This is a genomic window from Microvirga pudoricolor (assembly GCF_016892705.1).
GTDB lineage: Bacteria > Pseudomonadota > Alphaproteobacteria > Rhizobiales > Beijerinckiaceae > Microvirga > Microvirga pudoricolor.
In genome coordinates this window covers 24,599-42,667 of sequence record NZ_JAFEMB010000005.1, presented here as the reverse complement: position 1 = coordinate 42,667, position 18,069 = coordinate 24,599, and the positions used below count along the sequence as shown (strand labels likewise).

Sequence of the window (18,069 nt, the reverse complement as noted above, 5' to 3'; positions counted from 1 at the left end):
GGCGAATGCTTTTCCAGAAAGAGTTGGATCTCGAGTCAATGCACATCATGACACGGTCGAGGCCATCGCAAGACTTGGCATGCCCGCGACGCAGCTCGGTTTCACCTCGGCAGAAACATCAGCATCCGGTGTGACATCCCGGACAAGCACATCCTGTGTCAGGGCGACACCGTCTTACGTACTCACTTCAATAGCGGCTTGACAAAATGAGTTCTGACTTTCCTCCGGACGTCCGCAGGTACTCCGTTCGCTTTCAAGACACTTCGTTGAGTTGCTACGATAGCGATCCAGAACGGACAAAATCGCAAACCATCGTCCTCCTGCATGGATCGGGAGGCACAGCGGCGGGCACGTTTTGGATGTTGCTCCCAATGCTCGCGCGCTATTTCCGCGTCGTAACTTTCGACTTTGCGGACCCAATCGGGGTCGATCTCAGTCTCCAGTTTTACCGTGAGCAGGCTGAAGCCGTAATCAGCGCAGTCGATGGCGACCAAAAAGTATGCCTTTTGGGATACTCTTTCGGTGCTGTCGTAGCGGCGCAGTTGGCCGCTCAAAAGCCGTTGTTGATCAGTTCGCTCATCCTCGTCGCTGGATGGGTTAAGACGGATGCCCAACAGCTTCTAAGGAATGATGTGTGGCGTGAACTCTATGAGAGCTCTCACCCGTCGCTTGGCAAATTCTCCGTTCTTATGAACTATGGCCAGCATTTCATCAACGCGCGGACGCCTGGCGAGCTCCAGGAGCTCATTCGTACGCACAATCTAGGCGATGCGCGAAGCGCTAAGATGAAACTCAACCGAACTGTCGATCTCTCGGATGATCTTAGGAAGATTGAGGCCCCTACCCTCGTGGTCGGTTGCGAACTGGATCAAACTGCTCCCATCCGGCATTCGCACATGCTCTTCGGCGGCATTGAGCAGGCCCGCCTGTTCGAGATTCATTGTGGGCACGGAGTTGTCGTCGAGCGACCAGCAGAACTATTGTCGGTAGTACAGGACTTCATGTCCCAGCCGGATCGCCTTCCCCCAGGTAGCATTATTTCAAACGAACATGCGTGAACCGCAAGCCTCGGAGATCGTTTCGATGAATAGCCACGGCAAAGACCAAAGTCGAATAAGAGACGTTATCATCATCGGAACCGGGTTCTCCGGGCTCGGACTTGCCATTGGGCTCAAGCGAGAGGGAAAGATCGACTTTGTCGTTCTCGAACGGGGACACGATGTTGGCGGGACGTGGCGTGATAACACCTACCCAGGCGCCGCATGTGACATCCCATCCCACTTATACTCCTATTCGTTCAGGCCCAATCCAAACTGGAGCAGCGTCTATGCACGCCAGCAGGAGATCTTTGACTACCTGCGAGAAACCGCGGATCAGGAAAATATACGACCGCATATTTGTTTCAACACCAATGTCCTGCGGGCGAATTGGGATGACGCCGTGTCGGCCTGGGTGGTTCAGACCGAGACGGGCAGCTATCGAGCACGATCCCTGGTTTCGGCGGCCGGACACCTGTCGGACCCAGCGTTTCCCGACATCGACGGTCTTCATTCCTTCGCCGGTAAGGTAATACATTCCGCTCGTTGGGATCATTCCTTCCAGCCCGAAGGACAGCGGATAGCGGTGATCGGCACGGGCGCATCCGCAGTCCAAATCGTCCCAGAACTTGCGAAAACGGCTGCCACGCTTACCATCTTCCAGCGATCAGCCCCATACATCGTTCCCCGCAGAGACACCGCGTTCACGGCGGCTGAAAAGGGCATGTTCGCCCGAATGCCTAAAACGGCCCAACTTCTGCGTAATGAGTTGTTCTGGTTCAACGAAGGTCGATTTCTCCAGAGGCGACGCGTTCCCAGCTTCATTGCCGTTGTGTCCGCGATGGCCCAAGGGCACCTCGAAGCCCAAGTCAATGATCCGGATTTAAAGCGCAAGGTCACGCCCGACTACGAAGTCGGCTGCAAGCGCATCTTGTTGTCGAACGACTATTACCCGGCACTGCAACAAAGCAATGTCCACCTGGAGACCTCACCCATCGAACGCATCACCGAGTCTGGCCTTACCTGTCGGGACGGATCGGCGCACGAGGTCGACGCGCTGATCCTTGCGACGGGATTCGAAGCCACGGACCTTCCGATTGCCGAGGTCATTTTCGGTCGCGACGGCCACCGGCTCGCCGATCACTGGCGTGACCGGCCTCGCGCCTTCGCGAGTGCCTCAATGTCCGGCTACCCCAACCTTTTCATGATGCTTGGGCCGAATACCGGTCTGGGTGCCGGGTCGATGGTCTACATGGCCGAAACCCAAGCTAACTACATCAGAGGTGCCCTAAACTACATAATAGACAACGGCGCCGTCATAGAGCCTAGCCTTGAAGCCGAAACAACCTATGTGAGCAGAATCGACGAACGGAGCGAAGGAACCGTCTGGGTGGCGGGTGGATGCAAGAGTTGGTACCTCCATAAGGATAGCGGAAAGCTCACTGCCCTCTGGCCGGACTTTATGAGACAGTTTCGCGTCGAGAACGGCACGTTCACCCCAACAGGCTATGACGTGCGCGAGAGCGCCTGACTCGGTCGCCCCTGTCACCTGAAAAGGGTGAGAGGGGTCCTACCATCAGAAGTTTTAACACGCACATGCCCTGGACGAGCGAATGCTGGTCCAGGGTCGAATTCATAGAATGTCGAATTGTACGCTCAGGAAAGCGTTGCGAGCAGTCCTGCGAAAAGCCTGCCACGGGTAACGAGGCTGTCGACGAAAATATGTTCGTTCAAGGTGTGCGCACCCGCGCCCTGAACACCTAGGCCGTCGAGAGTGGCCACGTGCTCGAGCTGACCGGTGAAATTTCCATCGGAGCCACCTCCGACGCTTTCATGATTGAGATCGACACCAAGCTCCTTTGCAAGCTGTCTCGTCATCTCATAAAGTTCCATGCTTCGACGGTTCGCTTCCCAAACGGGGCGGGTCAGGCTACGCTTGACGATCAGCCGGCCGCTTACCTCGTCGCCACTGTTGAGCGCTAGCATCCGCGCGACACCCCGGTCGAGATCCTCCTGACGCTTTGCCATGCTGAGGGCCTCCCCCGTACAGGTACTCGCTACGCAGTTTACCCATTGGCCGCCATGGATGACACCAACGCTGAAGGTACAGTCTGTGTCCGTCATGCCTTCGATCACAGGTATCGCATCGGCCAGAATGCGAATGGCCGACCGTCCCTCACTGAGCCGCGCTCCCGCATGGCTGGGCCTACCGATCGCCTCCAACTCAAACCTCGCAATGGCATATCGGCCGGTCACAACACCTCCATCCGGACGTCCTGGTTCGGGGATCAGGACGTAACGGTGGACGGCGGCCTCTTTCTCGATGAGGTCGCGGGTGCTCGCGCTTCCGACTTCCTCATCGCTCGTCAGAAGAAATGTCACGGGCAGCGAGGGCAGCTGCCCGGCCGCTTTCAGTTGGCGCATCGCCTCGAGAGCGATGTAATTGCCCGCCTTCATGTCGAATATGCCTGGGCCGTAGCAACGATTGTCCTCCCGGCGCCAGGAAAGCTTCTCAAGAGTTGAGACAGGATGCACTGTATCCAGGTGTCCAAGGACGAGAATCCCGGGTCTGCTGTTACCGTCATCGCCGAATCTGACGCGAATACAGTCACCGAAACCGCCGGATCCCGGAATGCGTTCGACACGCCCACCGGCTTCGGCGAAGTCGTGGGCGGCTAGCGTCATCATCTCGTTGACGCGATGCGGATCATACGAGGGGCTTTCACATTCGACCCAACGGCGAAGGCCATGGAGCATGGAATCGATGTCGAACGGCAGGTTCGCAAAGTCCATCGGTTTACCCCCTCGACTCGCGCAGCTGCGCAATATGTGACGGCACGCCTGTCGAATCCTGTGTCGGCAAGCCAGTTCTGGTCACCGCACGCATATACTGGTGCGGGGCTTCTACGACGGCGCCGAGTTCCTCGGCCGCATGCCAAGGCCAGCGCGGGTTGTTGAGAATGCCTCGACCAAGCGCGATCATATCAGCCATGCCATCCTGCAGAATCTGCTCTGCGTGACTTGGCTCTCTGATGAGTCCGACGGCCATGGTTGGGAGGCCGGTCTCGCGCTTCACACGCTCCGCGAACGGGACTTGATAGCCCGGACTGAGCGGTATGTTAGCGTAGCCATTGCCGCCGGAAGACACATCGACATAATCGCATCCGATGGCGGCAAGCGCCTTTGCGTAGGCCACAGCTTCGTCGGGGTCGATGCCCCCTTCAAGCCAGTCGGAGCCATTAAACCTGACACCTGCAGGCTTGTGATCCGGCCAAGCCTCACGGACGGCTTTGAAGATCTCGAGCGGGAACCGCATCCGGTTCTCCAGGCTTCCGCCATACTCGTCAGTGCGAACATTCGCGATCGGCGACAAGTAAGAGCTCATGAGATAGCCATGGGCGGAGTGAAGTTCCAACAGATCCAATCCCAGCCGATCCGCACGCTTGGTCGCCTGTACAAAATTGGAAATAACGCTGTCCATGCCTGCTCGATCGAGCATCCGTGGCGTTTTCCACGTTTCGGCAAAGGGTATCGGTGATGGGGCAACGACCTCCCAGCCCCCCTCCTCTTCGCCTGCGGGTCCCCGTCCATCGGCCGGCTTGCGGATCGACGCTTTCCGACCTGCATGGCTGAGCTGAATTCCAATCGGCATGCTTGCGTACTTGCGCACGATCTTCAGGACCCTTGCCAATGCCTCCTCATTTTCATCCGAGTACAGGCCAAGGCATTCCCGGCTGATACGCCCTGCCGGCTCGACCCCGGTTGCTTCGATGATGAGCAGGCCTGCGCCTGAAACAGCGAGATGGCCAAGGTGAATGATATGCCAATCCGATGCACATCCGTCGACGGCGCTGAACTCGCACATGGGAGCGATCACCACCCTGTTCGGCAGCACCAAGCTCCGGAGTGCAATCGGCTCGAAAAGCATTGCCATCGATGTCGTCTCCTGAATCATTCGGACCGTCGGTCACACTAGAGGTGGTTGATGTCACGGCAAGCCGGAATCAAAGCGCGCCCCATCAGTTATGCTAAAGACTTCTATTTTGTTTCACGCGCGAGGCGAGGATCGAGCGCATCTCGTGCTGCATCCCCGACGATATTGACTGCCAGAACGGTAATCGCGAGAAACAACGCCGGAAAGAAGATGATGTGCGGTGAGATTTGGAAAAGCGATCGTCCATCCGCCATGATATTCCCCCAGCTTGGGATTTCAGTCGGAGCGCCCGCGCCGAGAAAGCTCAGGGTGGCTTCGATGAGAATCGCGGACGCACCGATAAAGCTCGCCTGCACAATCAGGGGCGCGAGTGTGTTTGGCAGAATGTGTCGGAACAGTATCTGAGGCGTAGAGCATCCAATGGAGCGAGCGGACTCGATGAAAGGCTGATCGCGCAATGTCAGTGTGACGCCGCGAACCAGTCTGGCCACGCGGGGGATCTCCGCAATGGTAATAGCAATGATGACGCCCTGGACGCTCGCACGTGTCAGGGCTGTCAGTGCGATGGCGATCAGGATGGCCGGAATTGACATCAGCCCATCCATAACTCTGCTCAGAATGGCATCGGCAACCCGATTGAACCCCGTCAGGAGGCCTATGAATGTACCAAATAGTGTGGCGAGTGCCGCAACTCCCACGCCGACCATTAGAGACACGCGCGAGCCATAGATTACACGGGTGAAGATATCCCGGCCGAGGTTGTCCGTTCCAAACCAGAACTGCGTCGAAGGAGGCCTCATTCTTCTAGCTGGACTGATTGATTGTGGGTCGATCGACGATAAGAGCGGAGCACAGATGGCGCCTATGGCCAGTACGATCAGTATCCCTGCAGCGATGACAGCTAGCGCGTTCCGAGCCCACTGCTTTCGGAGCATCGCGACCACACCGGTCTGCACCTCGCCCCCACCGACCCTATAAAGTTTCATCAGTATCGGATCCGCGGATCGAGGAACGTGTAGGAAATGTCAATCAGCAGGTTGATCAACATATAGGTGAGCGAGAAGACGAGGATCATGCCTTGGATCACCGGGTAGTCGCGGCGCAAGATTGCGTCCACCGTCAGCCGGCCGAGGCCGGGGATTGCAAACACACTTTCCGTTACCACGACGCCGGTAATCACCAGGGCGACCCCCAGACCGACAGTCGTCACGATTGGCACGGACGCGTTGCGCAATGCGTGTTTCATGACCACACGGCTCTCACGCAATCCTTTTGATCTCGCGGTTCGAATATAGTCCTGCTTGAGGGTTTCGAGCATCGTCGTCCGTGTCATCCTTGCGATCATGGCGACATACAGGAGCGACAGGGTGACGCCCGGTAAGATCAAATGGCGCAGGAAGGGCCACAGGCCCGCAGATGGCTCAACGTAGCCCTGAACAGGAAACCAAGCCAGATGGATCGAGAGAAGATAGATGAGGCAGTAGGCGAACACGAACACCGGAACGGAAAATCCTGCCACGGCCATGAAGGACACCAAACGGTCTATCCAAGTGCCGTAGCGCCATGCCGCCACAACGCCGAGGGGGATTCCGATTGGGATCGCTATGGCCATTGTGACCCAGGCGAGGGCTAATGTTGGCCCCATTCGTTCCAAAATGAGAGCGCTCACGGGAGTATTGCTGAAGAGCGACCGCCCGAAATCCCCCTGCAAAACGTTGAGCGCCCAGTGTCCGAACTGCACGAAGAACTCCTGGTTCAGGCCAATGCTCTCTCGGATGCGATCAATGTCCTCTGCCGAGGCATTGTCACCGGCGAGCATCGCTGCGGGGTCCCCTGGACTGAAGTAAAGCAGCGAGAAGACAAACAGCGCCACCACAGACACCACAGGGATCACCGCCACAATCCGTTTGATGATATACCTGAGCATGCGCTCTCCGGGGCGTATCCACTTCACCTGATCTTCGTAAAGCGGAATCCATCATGAAACGGCAGAGTCCTTAACTGGACATAGCAAAAACTAATGATGCCGAAGGCGTCCGGCGACTTTAGAAACAGTGATAGGGAGTGCAGCCGATCTGCATTTCGCCGGAAGCGGGCCTGCTTATCGTATCGAACGAACTGATCCTCGCTGTCGGTTCATGGTGGTTTGATGCCAGGTAGACATCGCTATTTCTTCGACGTCGACGGACTTCGCATAGATGATTTTCCCTGGCGAATTCATGTCCACCAATTTGGTCGTGGTGATGGCCCTGCGACTGCAATTGTTGCTGGGATCATCGGTGACAAACCGTTAGGCGTTCTGGCGCTCCACGAACTGTGCCGCACGCTGGATACCCTACCCGTCAGAGGCTCCGTCTACGTCATACCTGCCGCGAACCCCTTCGGTCTGACGGGAATGATGAGGCATAATCCCGATCTTGTTGAGTTGAACCGCCGTTTTCCCGGTAACACGGTAGGGAGCACGAGCGATCAATTGGCCCACGCACTTCTCGACCATATTCTGGAGCGGGCCGACTGCATCATCGACGTTCATTCAGGGACGCCGGTCCGCAAGACGCACTTCGCTTACGACTACGGCAATCTCGAATTGACCGCGTCGTTCGGTTATGTGCCCGTAATGGTGGACCGACATACGCCAGGACAAATGTGCACTTCTGCTCGAGCGGCAGGAGCACAGGCAAGCTTGATCGAGTTCGGAGGCGCATCGAGCAACGACACTGCGATTGCCACCGACGGCCTCCTGAATATGCTCGCCTTTCGAGGGCATATCGACCGAGAGCCGACGGGTCCTGACCGCGTGGAGATCATCGATCAGGTTAAGCTTTTCTTCGCCTCGCGGGCTGGAGCGCTCGATGGTCCTCATGATCATGCCAAGGTGGGGGCGCGGATACCTCCAGGAATCCTCGGGTGGGTCACGAACGTGATTACCGGCGAACGGCTGGAAGAATTCCGCCTTGAGGACATCGGCGAGCGCGCGGGGGAAGGATCCGGATTCGACAGATGGGGTCCTTCTGTGATGCGGAGTTTCCTCGTGCAGAGCGAGCCGTTGCTCATGGTGTCACAAGCTCTGCCTGCAATGATTCAGCCGGGAACGCTTGCGTTTATGGCCGGGTGGTCCGACCGCAACATTCCCACGCCACGCCGATAAGACAAGAAGAGAGGGGACTAGAATGCAGATTGAACGTCGCAGCCTGCTCAAGGCGGGTATTGCCCTGCCCTTTCTCGCACGCGCGCTCCACGGGCCCGCTTGGGCCCAAGCCGACCCAGCGCGGACGCTTCGGTATACCCCGAGTTCCGACCTGAGCACGCTCGACCCGATGATCACGACGACCACCACGACCGGCCAGTACGGGATGATGGTCTACGACACTCTCTTCGCCCTCGACGAGAAAATGCAGCCTCAGCGGCAGATGGTCGGCGATCATTCGATCTCGACTGACCGCCTGACGTATGAATTCAAGCTCAGGCCGGACTTGCGCTTTCATGACGGGCAGCCAGTGACGGCAGCCGATGTTGTGGCTTCGATCAAGCGCTGGATGGTACGGGACACCCTGGGAGCCAAGCTCGGAAGCATCATTGCGTCTTTCGATGCGACCACGACCGACACGTTTGTCCTCAAGCTCGCAACACCGTTTCCTTTCGTCGAAATGGCACTTTCCCCGGTCGGTGGAAACCAGCCGATAATTATGCGGAAGGCCGATGTCGAAACGGACCCTTTCAAGGCAGTGACGACGTCTGTTGGCTCAGGACCGTTCAAGTTCGTGCGCGCCGAGTGGCGGATCGGCAATCAGGCCGTGTGGGTCAAAAATACAGATTATGTTCCACGCAACGAGCCTCCCAGCGGTCTTGCGGGCGGTAAGGTCGCGAACGTCGATCGAGTTGAATTGAAATTCCTCCCGGACGCCAACACACGCGCGGCTGCTCTGATCAACGGCGAGATTGATTTGATCGATCAGACCCCGGCGGACCTGCTTCCATTGTTTCAGAACAATCCGAAGGTCCGGGTCGAAAAGCTCATGATGTTTGGCGCCTTGAGTTTCATGCGCCCCAACCACCTGTTTCCCCCCTTCAACAATCCGAAGGCGCGCCAAGCTCTGGCAATGCTTGTTAAGCAATCCGACTACATGGCCGCCGGATATGGCCCTGAGGGATGGTGGCACGAGAACTGCTTTTCGTATTTTAGCTGCGACGGAGACAGCAAGACCGAGGTGGGCTCCGAGCCCTACCGCAAGCAGGACTTAGCCGCCGCCCGCAAGCTGATGGAAGAGGCAGGCTATAAGGGCGAAACCATTGTCGTGGTCGGCACGCGAGAACTGCCTGCGCAGGGCGCCTTAGCGGATGTCACCGTTGGTGCACTGCGCTCCATCGGGGTCAACGTCGACCTTCAGATCGTCGATTTCGCGCAGTTGCAAGTACGCCGCAACAAGAAGGATCCACCAGAAAAAGGGGGGTGGCACATTATCCACTCCGCGATCAACGGCGGCGTGATGTCTTCACCTGTGACGAACTTCGTTATCGACAGTAGTTGCAGCGGCAAGACCTACTTCGGTTGGCCCTGTGATGAAAAGGTCGAAGATATTCGCGGGCGATACATGGCGGAGAGCGACCCTGTTAAGCAACGGGGTCTGCTCGAAGAACTGTCTGCTGCTCTATGGACGAGCCTACCGGCAATTTTGACTGGAGAGTATTTTACGCCTTTCGCCGTGCGCAGTGAGGTGAGCGGGCTCGTGCGCGCGAATATGCTAGTGTTCTGGAACGTGAAAAAAACAGCTTAGATTCGACGGCTACCCACGTGATTTTGGACACCTATCAACCTGACGGAGGGCGCGGCGCCGCTGCGCTCTCAATGGACCTGCCATGATACCGACACGCAAGCTCTACACATCAGAGCTGGATCTCGCAGATGAGGATATTCCAGCCTTTGCCGAATGGTACGCGTATCGGCACGCGCCTGACATTTTTCAGGCAGGGTTCGATAACGCGACTTCCTATCGCGCCGTAGAGGGAGACATGTCGATTTTCGATCTCTACGAGATCGAAAGCGTCGATTTATTCGAGCGGACTGAGTACAAGCACATCCCTGCGGCTGACGTTTACTCTCAGGCAGTTCTAGCACGCCGCCGCAACAAGACCTGGACGATCTACTCCCATGTTTTCGTAGCCCCGGTTGTCGTTGAGGACCGGCCGTTGCTCAATTCCGACTGGATAGCCGTGGAGCGTTTCGACCTTAATCCATCCAGCGGCGAAGATGTCATTGCGTTTCTCAACTCTGGCGCGGCGGAGCGGCTTCTGCTTGCGGGTGCCAAGCGGGTTCGCCTCGCTACTCGCACAAAAGGTCATCCGCGACTGCCGTCATTCCGGCCTCATTATTTGCTTTTGAGCGAATGGCCGAACCGACCGGACATGACTGACCTGCGACGATCGCTATCGGAACGTTTCGGAACCGAATTGAGCGATCAGACCAATTTCGTCGGGTACCGGATGTACCCTTGGCCAGACAAGCGCAGGGATGTCTGATGATAGCCCCGCTCGCCAACGTGCCTCAGCGTATTCTGGCCTTTTCCGACGACCTCACACGGATACGCCGTGACTTTCATGCGCATCCGGAGTTGGGTTTCACGGAGCATCGGACGTCAGACCGTATCGCGGCGCTGCTCTCGAGTTGGGGCATCGAGACCGTTCGCGGCATCGGCGGAACGGGCGTTGTCGGTATCATCGAAGGGCGTCATCCTGGAAAGCGGTATGTGGGCCTGCGGTCGGACATGGATGCGTTGCCCATCACCGAGACGACGAACCTCCCATGGCAATCGACCCGTCCGGGCTGCAGTCATGCGTGCGGCCACGACGGGCACATGGCCATGCTTCTAGGCGCGGCTCGCTATCTAGCGGAAACGCGCGAGTTCAAAGGCCGAGTGGTCTTGATCTTTCAACCCGCTGAGGAGGGTTTGGGCGGAGCGCGAGCGATGCTGAAGGATGGCGTGCTCGACCGGTTCCCGCTGGATGAAATCTACGGCATTCATAACTCGCCGAACCTTCAGCTGGGTGAGGTGTCGGTCTTTCCCGGCCCTGCCATGGCGGGAGCGGACTTTTTCGATTTCACGGTCGCTGGGAAGGGAAGCCATGCCGCACGTCCGCAGGATGCCAATGATCCCATAGCCGCTGTCGTGGCGCTGGTGAACGAGATCAATACGATCGTTTCCAGAAATCTGCCTCCGAACGAATCGACTGTCGTTTCAGTAACACGAATACACAGCGGAACAGCGTATAACGTTATTCCATCGTCAGCTTCCGTCGCTGGAACCGTACGTGCTTTCTCGGATGTGGTTCGAGAGGCTGTCCGGATCCGTATGCGGGAGATCGCGGCGGGGGTCGGCCTTTCGTTTCGCGTCGAAGTTTCGTTCGAAACACGAGACGTTTTCTCGGTCCTGGTCAACCATCCCGAAGAGACAGCCGCATTGGTCGAGATCGCTGGATCGCTTTTCGGTGACAGGGTTTTGACCGCGTCCAGACCTGTCATGGGAAGCGAGGATTTCGCTGATTTCCTCGCGGTCGTGCCTGGTTCCTTCTGCTGGCTGGGCCACTCCGGTGATGTTGCCTTGCACAATCCTGGCTTCGTCTTCGACGACCAGGTCCTACCCCTCGGGGCTGCCCTGTATGCCAAGGTGGCGGAGACCCGACTGGTTTGAATAAACAGGAATGCGTTGACGAATGGCGAGCAAGCCGAACCAAATTGCAAAAAGGGCCGAGATAAACAATTCTCCCCAATCTTCGATTTGGTGGCATCGTACCTCTATGAATCTGCGAGTCAGTCTAAGGCACCTTCAAACGTTTCTGGCGATCGTCGAAGAAGGTACGCTTACCGCCGCGGCTAATCGACTCCATAAGTCCCAAGGCGCGATTTCGCAGGATCTCGTCGCGTTGGAGGCCAGTTGTGGGGTCAAGTTGATTGATCGCAGCGGACAGCGTGTGAAGCTGACGGCCGCTGGCGATACTTTATTACCCGATGCCCGTGATATCGTTCAGCGGGTGCAGGACGCCGAGGCATCCATGCGCCGGGTCCGCAATGGAGAGGCCGGAACAATCCGCATCGGCATGCTGCCCTCGCTGACAGTACGCACTGCAGAATACGTTGCCGAGTTTCACCGGAGACACCCCGGGACTCGTTTCGAACTGACACGAGAGCTGCAGACCGTCCTAGTGGAACGCTTGCGCAGGGGGGAACTCGACATCGTCGTCGGTCACTCAGTTCTGCGATCAGACATCGAGCTGGTGGTCGTAGAAACGGAGCCAGTCAATGTCGTCGTCTCCGAGCGGCACGAGTTGGCCAGCGCGGGTCTAGTGAGGGCATCCGATCTCATTGATTTGCCATTCATAAGCAACCTGCGCGATATGAATTCCACACGGGGCGCTGAGTCATTCTTTGAAAGCATCGGGCGCTACCCCGATCCCGCTTTCCAGGTGGACGACTACAAGACCATGCAGACTCTGATTCGGAGCGGCGTCGGCTATGGCATCATGCCCTCGTGCGTCAGCAAAGAGAAAGGCCTCGTAGAGATCAGGACGGAGCCAAAGCTGGAACGCCAGGTAGCAATTCTCAGGACGCGCTCACGCCGATCGAGTTCCGTTGGGGAAGCATTTTCGTTTTTGTCTCAAGAATGGGGACAATTGCCTGTCCTGAAATCTGATCTCGTAACAAGCTAGATCCCTCTGACCGTCGCAAGGCAAAGCTTTCGGACGGTCGTTAGCCGGTGCATCGGCCCGTGAGATTGCAACCTTGATCGGCCCCCTCGCGGCCCACGCTCAGAAGATCATGACCGGTTTCTGGCTCGCCCGAAGGCTATGGCCGAGTCGGTTATCGCCAAGCTGGACGAACACCACCGAACCAAAATCTGCAACCCGTGATGAAAGGATCAGGTTCAATGCCGGTTAAGTCATTGAAATCAATGGTCGGAGCGAGAGGATTTGAACCTCCGACCCCTAGTCCCCCAGACTAGTGCGCTAACCGGGCTGCGCTACGCTCCGACTGAGCCCGCCATATAAGCCGTCGGGCCCGGAGAAGCAATCGCCTAATCGACGGAAATCGACGGTTATTCCTGCGAGTTCGGTTCCGCGAGCGTTTTCAGGGCGCTCAGCACGCGCCTGCATTCATCCAATTCGGCCCAGGCGGCTTGCAGCAGCCGAATCTCGGCGTCGCCGAGCCCCGACCCGCCGGTTTCGCCGGACGGTATCCCTGCCGAGGCTGGGGGCGAATCCGCCAATTCGAGGCCCGGCAGCGCCGATCCATTCGCGGACGGCGTGTCGAAGGGATCTTCCTGCTCACCCAATTCGGGCGCCGCGACCGTCTGCTCGCCCCGTCCCACGGACTGGACGAAACGAATGCCTTCTTCCTTGAGGATGCGCTGGACGCCGCGGATCGTATAGCCTTCACCATAGAGAAGGTGGCGGATGCCCTTGAGGAGCTCCACGTCGTCGCGGCGGTAATATCGCCGCCCGCCCCCGCGCTTCAGGGGTTTGATGGGATTGAACCGGGTTTCCCAGAAACGGAGGACGTGCTGCGGCACGTCCAACTCGTCGGCGACTTCGCTGATGGTCCGAAAGGCGTCAGGGCTCTTGTCCATCTCTCAGGTCCGAGCCTCCAGGGCTAATCCTCGGCGTCGTCGACGTCCAAACCGTTGATGCGCGCCTTCAACACGTTGGACGGCTTGAAGACCATGACGCGCCGGGGATCGATGGGCACCTCGATGCCGGTCTTCGGGTTGCGCCCAACCCGCTCGCCCTTGTCGCGCACGATGAAGGAACCGAAAGAGGACAGCTTCACGGTCTCGCCGGCCGCGAGGCTGTTGCAGATCTCCGAGAGCACCGATTCGACAAGATCCGCAGATTCCGTCCGCGACAGCCCCACCTTCTGGTACACGGCCTCGCTCAGATCGGCTCTGGTCACAGTCTTCCCGGCCATTCACGCTCCCCCAGCGTTGGCGGCTTACGCCACCCGTCCCCTAACGTGACGCTATTCAGACGGTGCCGCGCGGTCAACCGCCCAAGCTCACGAACACAGCCGAATACCCGGCTATGAATAGGTATGAAAGACCAAAAAGGCTTTCATTCCAATAAAATAGACCCTGTGGCCTTCTGCCGGCGGCGCCCCCGTCTTTCGTAGAGGGCGAGCGGGGACGATCCCCCGACTACCAGCGGATGAGCGCGCTGCCCCAGGTGAACCCGCCGCCGATCGCCTCAATCATCACGAGATCGCCCCTCTTGATCCGGCCATCCTTGACGGCCGTGTCGAGGGCCAGCGGTATCGAAGCCGCCGAGGTGTTGCCGTGCTTGTTGACGGTGATCACCACCTTCTCGGGTGCGATGCCCAGCTTCTCGGCGCTGGCCGTGATGATGCGCTTGTTGGCCTGATGCGGCACGAACCAATCCAGTTGCTCAGCGGTGGTCTGCGTCGACTCGAAGGCATCCCGGACCACATCCGTGACCATGCCGACCGCAAACCGGAAAACCTCGCGGCCCTCCATCTTCAGCACACCGGTGGTCTTGGTAGAGCCGGGACCGCCGTCCACGTAGAGCTTGTCGCGATAGCGGCCGTCCGAACGGAGGTGCGAGGTCAGGACGCCTCGGTCGGCGGGGGTCCCCTCGCCTTCCTGGGCCTCGAGCACGATGGCGCCGGCGCCGTCGCCGAACAGCACGCAGGTGGTCCGGTCCTCCCAATCGAGAATCCGCGAGAAGGTCTCGGCCCCGATGACGAGGGCGCGCTTGTGGGAGCCCGACGTCAGAAACTTGTCCGCCGTGGCAACGCCGTAGACGAAGCCCGTGCACACGGCCTGCAGGTCGAAGGCGGCGCCGTGATGAATGCCGAGACCGTTCTGGATCATCGTCGCGGTGGATGGAAAGGTATAATCCGGCGTGGAGGTGGCGCAGACGATGAGATCGATTTCGCTCGCCTGAAGGCCCGCATCCGCCAGGGCCGCCTCGGCGGCTTTGATACCCAAAATCGAAGTCGTCTCGTCATCGGCTGCGATGTGGCGTTGCTCGATGCCTGTCCGCTGGACGATCCATTCGTCCGAGGTTTCCACGAACTCCATGAGGTCTTTGTTGGTGACCAGACGGGGCGGCAGGTAGGAGCCGCAGCCACGCACGACGGAACGAATACGTTTCACAGGGTGTCCTCAGGCCGATTGGCCGGCCGGATCATGCTCCAGCATGGTCCTGATGGTCTTAATGAGTTCGAAATGCGCCATATCGTAGGCCACGTCGATGGCGCTGGCGAAGCCCAGCGCGTCCGTTCCGCCATGGCTCTTCACCACGACGCCGTCGAGGCCGAGGAACACGCCGCCATTGACTTTGCGGGGGTCCATCTTGTCCCTCAGGGCCGTGAAGGCCTGCTTGGCGAACAGGTAGCCGATCTTGGCCATGAGGGTCCGGCTCATGGCCGAACGCAGGTACTCGCCGATCTGCTTGGCGGTGCCCTCCGCCGTCTTCAGGGCGATGTTACCCGTGAATCCCTCCGTCACGACGACGTCGACCGTGCCCTTGCCGATATCGTCCCCCTCGACGAACCCCCGATAATCGAGATTCGGAAACTTGGTGTCCCGCAGGATGCGGCTGGCTTCCTTTACGGTCTCCAGACCCTTGATCTCTTCCGTGCCCACATTGAGGAGGCCGACGCTCGGCCGGTCGAGATCGAAGACGATGCGGGCCATGGCGGCGCCCATCACGGCCATGTCCACGAAGTGCTGTGCATCCGCCCCGATGGTCGCGCCCACGTCCAGCACGATGCTTTCGCCCCGCATGGTCGGCCACATGGCCGCGATGGCCGGGCGGTCGATATGGGCCATCATTTTCAAGCAGATCTTGGCCGTTGCCATGAGGGCGCCCGTGTTGCCGGCCGAGACGGCGGCATCGGCCTCCCCGTCCCTCACCGCCTGCACGGCCTTCCACATGGAGGACTTGCCGCGTCCCATCCGGATGGCCTGGGCGGGCTTCTCGTCCATGGCGATGGCGAGGTCCGTGTGGCGGATTTCCGTCACGTCTTTGAGCTTCGGGTTCCGCTCCACCAGCGGCGCGATCAGGCTCTCGTTGCCGACCATGAGGAACCGGATGTCCGGATGCCGCTCCAGGGCAAGCGCCGCCCCCGGCACCACCACCGAAGGCCCATGATCCCCGCCCATCGCATCGAGCGAAATACGCACTGGCTTCGGCATGGGCGGGACTGTCTTCCGTGGTTCTAGGTTCAGGCGCCGGAAAATAGCGGTTTAGGGCGGGGGCGCAATAGGGTTGTTGGGAACCTTTCCGAGACCAACGAAATGTTATTGCGTTAGATATATTGCCGTGTATCTTGCGCCCTAACGGCAATCAGGGGCTGCACAGAGTTGCGTAGCTTGGAGCGTGAGATGGCGGATAAAGTTATATACGGTAGCGACCTGACAGGTGGTTCGTTCCAGGGTAGCGCCGGCGAAGACAAGCTGATCCTGAACGGCGGCGGCGATTTCGACCTGCGCAAGATTACTTTTTCGGGGTTCGAGACGATCTCGGGCACGGCGAGCAACGACTGGATCGTTTTGAACGCCAGTCAGCTCGCGGGTGTAAGAGCGATCGACGCGGTCGGCACCGGGAATTCGCTCGACTTCTATGGCGACACGATCGATTTGAGATCGGTTGCGGTCACGAATTTCAACATCGTGTACATGAACACGAACAACGCCGTCCTCTCCACGAAGGATGTACGTCTGGCTAGGGTCCTGAATGGCTTTTCGGCTCAGAACGACACGGTGATCGTCGAGGGATCCGAACTCATCGTCGATGACATCAACCTCCTCCATAGCCGTGGGATCGACACGATCCGACACGGAAGCGGCCTGATATCCGTCAATCGCGCTCCCACGGTCACAGGACTCGACGAGATGAAGCGGGAGTTGAAGTCAGGCGACAGGATTGCGCTCGACAGCAACGCGGACGCGGTCATCTCGGACGACTTCAACTCCATCAAGGCCCTGTCGGTGAGTATCGCCAAGAAGCAGGTCTGGCAAGATTACGGCACGATCGCCCTCACGGCGACCAACAACATCGCATTCTCGAGTTCAGTCTCAGGCTCAGGGAAAGTCTATTTCAAAGATACTTATCTCGCCGACTTTTCCACTTCGAGCTACTACGGCGGATCAATATCGTTTTCCTTCGGCACCGGTGTTTCATCCGAAGCTGTCAGCGCCCTCATGCGCTCGCTCGTCATCAATGCCCCCACCCGGGCGCTGGCGGCCGGTGACACGGTTGTGGACATAGACGTCTATGGCAGCGGGTACCGCATCACGAAGAAGCAGATCGTTTTCGGTAACCAAAATCTGGCGCCGAGCGACGTTCGGCTGATGGGCGGCTACGTGAGCCATAACAGCGTGGCCGGATCCAAGGTCGGCACGGTCGAGGGCACCGATCCGAATGACGGGGACACGCTGACCTACAGCCTGATCGACGGTTCGGGCGGCCGGTTTGCCCTCAACGGAACAAACCTCACCCTCGTCGACCCTTCCAAAATCAGCTTCACGATTGGCAGCAGCTATACAGTCAAGGTTCGCGCCACGGATAGCAAGGGCGCCTTCCTCGATCGCAATCTCTACATCTCCGTGAGCAGCCAATCGCCGGTACCGGACAACAAGACGATCATCGGCTCCAATTCGCCTGAACGGCTGTCCGGCCAATCGGGCAATGACATCATCCGCGGCATGGGCGGAATGGACACGTTATCCGGAGGCCTAGGGAGCGACATATTCGTTTTCAACACCACGCTTTCCCGGAAAAACGTCGATACGATCACGGATTTCCAGGCGAGAATCGATAAGATCCATCTCGACAACAATGTTTTCAAGAAAGTGGGACCTGACGGTGCGTTGAAAAAGGGCGCGTTCCAGCTCGGCAAGGAAGCCAAGCAGAAGGATGACCGCATCATCTACGACAAGACCAAGGGCGCTTTGTACTACGACGCGGACGGGACCGGAAAAATCGGAGCGGTCAAGTTTGCCGAACTGCTGATGAAGCCGACCATCAAGCACGGCGATTTTATGGTTATTTGAGTTCTTGGGGAGCGGCCCGTGCCGCTCCGGCTCG

General features: G+C 58.5%; 16 protein-coding genes and 1 tRNA gene. 8 read left to right on the top strand and 9 right to left on the bottom strand.

Translation table 11 applies throughout. The annotated features are described in order from the left end of the window. Nucleotides 1-206 precede the first annotated feature (206 nt). Together ILT42_RS16195 and ILT42_RS16190 are read left to right on the top strand one after the other, a co-directional pair. Entirely contained in the window at nucleotides 207-1,058 is an 852-nt protein-coding gene (locus ILT42_RS16195; RefSeq protein ID WP_267874476.1) for an alpha/beta fold hydrolase, read from the top strand. Then, nucleotides 1,051-2,568: a flavin-containing monooxygenase gene (locus tag ILT42_RS16190; RefSeq protein WP_204216682.1), complete on the top strand. Its 1,518-nt coding sequence runs from the start codon at nucleotides 1,051-1,053 to the stop codon at nucleotides 2,566-2,568. The genes ILT42_RS16195 and ILT42_RS16190 overlap by 8 nt, the downstream gene beginning before the upstream one ends. A 125-nt stretch (nucleotides 2,569-2,693) precedes the next feature. Here the strand turns inward: ILT42_RS16190 and ILT42_RS16185 are convergent, their stop codons facing one another. From ILT42_RS16185 to ILT42_RS16170, 4 genes are all read right to left on the bottom strand, one after another. Beyond that, nucleotides 2,694-3,830 (bottom strand): M20/M25/M40 family metallo-hydrolase, encoded by a 1,137-nt coding sequence (locus ILT42_RS16185; protein ID WP_204216675.1) that lies wholly within the window; start codon nucleotides 3,828-3,830, stop codon nucleotides 2,694-2,696. A 4-nt stretch (nucleotides 3,831-3,834) separates the two neighbouring features. Further along, on the bottom strand, nucleotides 3,835-4,971 hold the full coding sequence (locus ILT42_RS16180; protein ID WP_229428727.1) for an NADH:flavin oxidoreductase/NADH oxidase: 1,137 nt from the start codon (nucleotides 4,969-4,971) through the stop codon (nucleotides 3,835-3,837). A 104-nt stretch (nucleotides 4,972-5,075) separates the two neighbouring features. Continuing rightward, nucleotides 5,076-5,957 carry an ABC transporter permease gene (locus ILT42_RS16175; RefSeq protein WP_204216672.1) on the bottom strand — a complete coding sequence of 294 codons (882 nt, stop codon included), beginning with the start codon at nucleotides 5,955-5,957 and terminating at the stop codon, nucleotides 5,076-5,078. After that, entirely contained in the window at nucleotides 5,957-6,898 is a 942-nt protein-coding gene (locus tag ILT42_RS16170) for an ABC transporter permease (RefSeq protein WP_204216670.1), read from the bottom strand. The genes ILT42_RS16175 and ILT42_RS16170 overlap by 1 nt, the downstream gene beginning before the upstream one ends. Nucleotides 6,899-7,120: 222 nt before the next feature. Between ILT42_RS16170 and ILT42_RS16165 the strand changes: the two genes are divergently transcribed. The 5 genes from ILT42_RS16165 (at nucleotide 7,121) to ILT42_RS16145 (ending at nucleotide 12,672) form a co-directional block, all read left to right on the top strand. Further along, nucleotides 7,121-8,119, top strand: a complete 999-nt coding sequence (locus ILT42_RS16165) for a succinylglutamate desuccinylase/aspartoacylase family protein (RefSeq protein ID WP_204216669.1) — start codon at nucleotides 7,121-7,123, stop codon at nucleotides 8,117-8,119. Nucleotides 8,120-8,141: 22 nt separating this feature from the next. Then, on the top strand, nucleotides 8,142-9,746 hold the full coding sequence (locus ILT42_RS16160; protein ID WP_204216667.1) for an ABC transporter substrate-binding protein: 1,605 nt from the start codon (nucleotides 8,142-8,144) through the stop codon (nucleotides 9,744-9,746). A gap of 82 nt (nucleotides 9,747-9,828) precedes the next feature. After that, nucleotides 9,829-10,488, top strand: coding sequence for a hypothetical protein (locus tag ILT42_RS16155; RefSeq protein WP_204216665.1), 660 nt, complete (start codon nucleotides 9,829-9,831; stop codon nucleotides 10,486-10,488). After that, entirely contained in the window at nucleotides 10,488-11,657 is a 1,170-nt protein-coding gene (locus ILT42_RS16150; protein WP_204216663.1) for an amidohydrolase, read from the top strand. Before ILT42_RS16155 ends, ILT42_RS16150 begins: the two co-directional genes overlap by 1 nt. A gap of 22 nt (nucleotides 11,658-11,679) precedes the next feature. Continuing rightward, nucleotides 11,680-12,672, top strand: a complete 993-nt coding sequence (locus ILT42_RS16145) for a LysR family transcriptional regulator (protein ID WP_204216662.1) — start codon at nucleotides 11,680-11,682, stop codon at nucleotides 12,670-12,672. Between the two features lie 243 nt (nucleotides 12,673-12,915). On the opposite strand, the gene ILT42_RS16140 is transcribed toward ILT42_RS16145, so the two are convergent. The 5 genes from ILT42_RS16140 to plsX all read right to left on the bottom strand — a co-directional run bounded on the left by ILT42_RS16140 (nucleotide 12,916) and on the right by plsX (nucleotide 16,175). Continuing rightward, a tRNA-Pro gene (locus ILT42_RS16140) sits at nucleotides 12,916-12,993 on the bottom strand. A 65-nt stretch (nucleotides 12,994-13,058) separates the two neighbouring features. Beyond that, the gene (locus ILT42_RS16135) at nucleotides 13,059-13,589 is read right to left on the bottom strand and encodes a MerR family transcriptional regulator (protein WP_204216661.1); all 531 of its coding nucleotides are present in this window, start codon (nucleotides 13,587-13,589) and stop codon (nucleotides 13,059-13,061) included. Nucleotides 13,590-13,612: 23 nt separating this feature from the next. Then, nucleotides 13,613-13,927 (bottom strand): integration host factor subunit alpha, encoded by a 315-nt coding sequence (locus tag ILT42_RS16130; RefSeq protein ID WP_204216660.1) that lies wholly within the window; start codon nucleotides 13,925-13,927, stop codon nucleotides 13,613-13,615. Nucleotides 13,928-14,153: 226 nt separating this feature from the next. After that, nucleotides 14,154-15,131: a beta-ketoacyl-ACP synthase III gene (locus ILT42_RS16125; protein WP_324617746.1), complete on the bottom strand. Its 978-nt coding sequence runs from the start codon at nucleotides 15,129-15,131 to the stop codon at nucleotides 14,154-14,156. Between the two features lie 9 nt (nucleotides 15,132-15,140). Beyond that, nucleotides 15,141-16,175, bottom strand: a complete 1,035-nt coding sequence (gene plsX, locus ILT42_RS16120; RefSeq protein ID WP_204216659.1) for a phosphate acyltransferase PlsX — start codon at nucleotides 16,173-16,175, stop codon at nucleotides 15,141-15,143. Between the two features lie 189 nt (nucleotides 16,176-16,364). Here plsX and ILT42_RS16115 point away from each other — a divergent pair, with 189 nt between their 5' ends. Beyond that, nucleotides 16,365-18,035: a M10 family metallopeptidase C-terminal domain-containing protein gene (locus ILT42_RS16115; protein WP_204216658.1), complete on the top strand. Its 1,671-nt coding sequence runs from the start codon at nucleotides 16,365-16,367 to the stop codon at nucleotides 18,033-18,035. Nucleotides 18,036-18,069 lie beyond the last annotated feature (34 nt).

What these genes read in the sequence shown, in the direction of transcription:
- ILT42_RS16195 (WP_267874476.1), top strand. Translation starts at nt 207, where the DNA reads ATGAGTTCTGACTTTCCTCCGGACGTCCGCAGGTACTCCGTTCGCTTT.
- ILT42_RS16190 (WP_204216682.1), top strand. Translation starts at nt 1,051, where the DNA reads ATGCGTGAACCGCAAGCCTCGGAGATCGTTTCGATGAATAGCCACGGC.
- ILT42_RS16185 (WP_204216675.1), bottom strand. Translation starts at nt 3,830, where the DNA reads ATGGACTTTGCGAACCTGCCGTTCGACATCGATTCCATGCTCCATGGC.
- ILT42_RS16180 (WP_229428727.1), bottom strand. Translation starts at nt 4,971, where the DNA reads ATGGCAATGCTTTTCGAGCCGATTGCACTCCGGAGCTTGGTGCTGCCG.
- ILT42_RS16175 (WP_204216672.1), bottom strand. Translation starts at nt 5,957, where the DNA reads ATGAAACTTTATAGGGTCGGTGGGGGCGAGGTGCAGACCGGTGTGGTC.
- ILT42_RS16170 (WP_204216670.1), bottom strand. Translation starts at nt 6,898, where the DNA reads ATGCTCAGGTATATCATCAAACGGATTGTGGCGGTGATCCCTGTGGTG.
- ILT42_RS16165 (WP_204216669.1), top strand. Translation starts at nt 7,121, where the DNA reads ATGCCAGGTAGACATCGCTATTTCTTCGACGTCGACGGACTTCGCATA.
- ILT42_RS16160 (WP_204216667.1), top strand. Translation starts at nt 8,142, where the DNA reads ATGCAGATTGAACGTCGCAGCCTGCTCAAGGCGGGTATTGCCCTGCCC.
- ILT42_RS16155 (WP_204216665.1), top strand. Translation starts at nt 9,829, where the DNA reads ATGATACCGACACGCAAGCTCTACACATCAGAGCTGGATCTCGCAGAT.
- ILT42_RS16150 (WP_204216663.1), top strand. Translation starts at nt 10,488, where the DNA reads ATGATAGCCCCGCTCGCCAACGTGCCTCAGCGTATTCTGGCCTTTTCC.
- ILT42_RS16145 (WP_204216662.1), top strand. Translation starts at nt 11,680, where the DNA reads ATGGCGAGCAAGCCGAACCAAATTGCAAAAAGGGCCGAGATAAACAAT.
- ILT42_RS16135 (WP_204216661.1), bottom strand. Translation starts at nt 13,589, where the DNA reads ATGGACAAGAGCCCTGACGCCTTTCGGACCATCAGCGAAGTCGCCGAC.
- ILT42_RS16130 (WP_204216660.1), bottom strand. Translation starts at nt 13,927, where the DNA reads ATGGCCGGGAAGACTGTGACCAGAGCCGATCTGAGCGAGGCCGTGTAC.
- plsX (WP_204216659.1), bottom strand. Translation starts at nt 16,175, where the DNA reads ATGCCGAAGCCAGTGCGTATTTCGCTCGATGCGATGGGCGGGGATCAT.
- ILT42_RS16115 (WP_204216658.1), top strand. Translation starts at nt 16,365, where the DNA reads ATGGCGGATAAAGTTATATACGGTAGCGACCTGACAGGTGGTTCGTTC.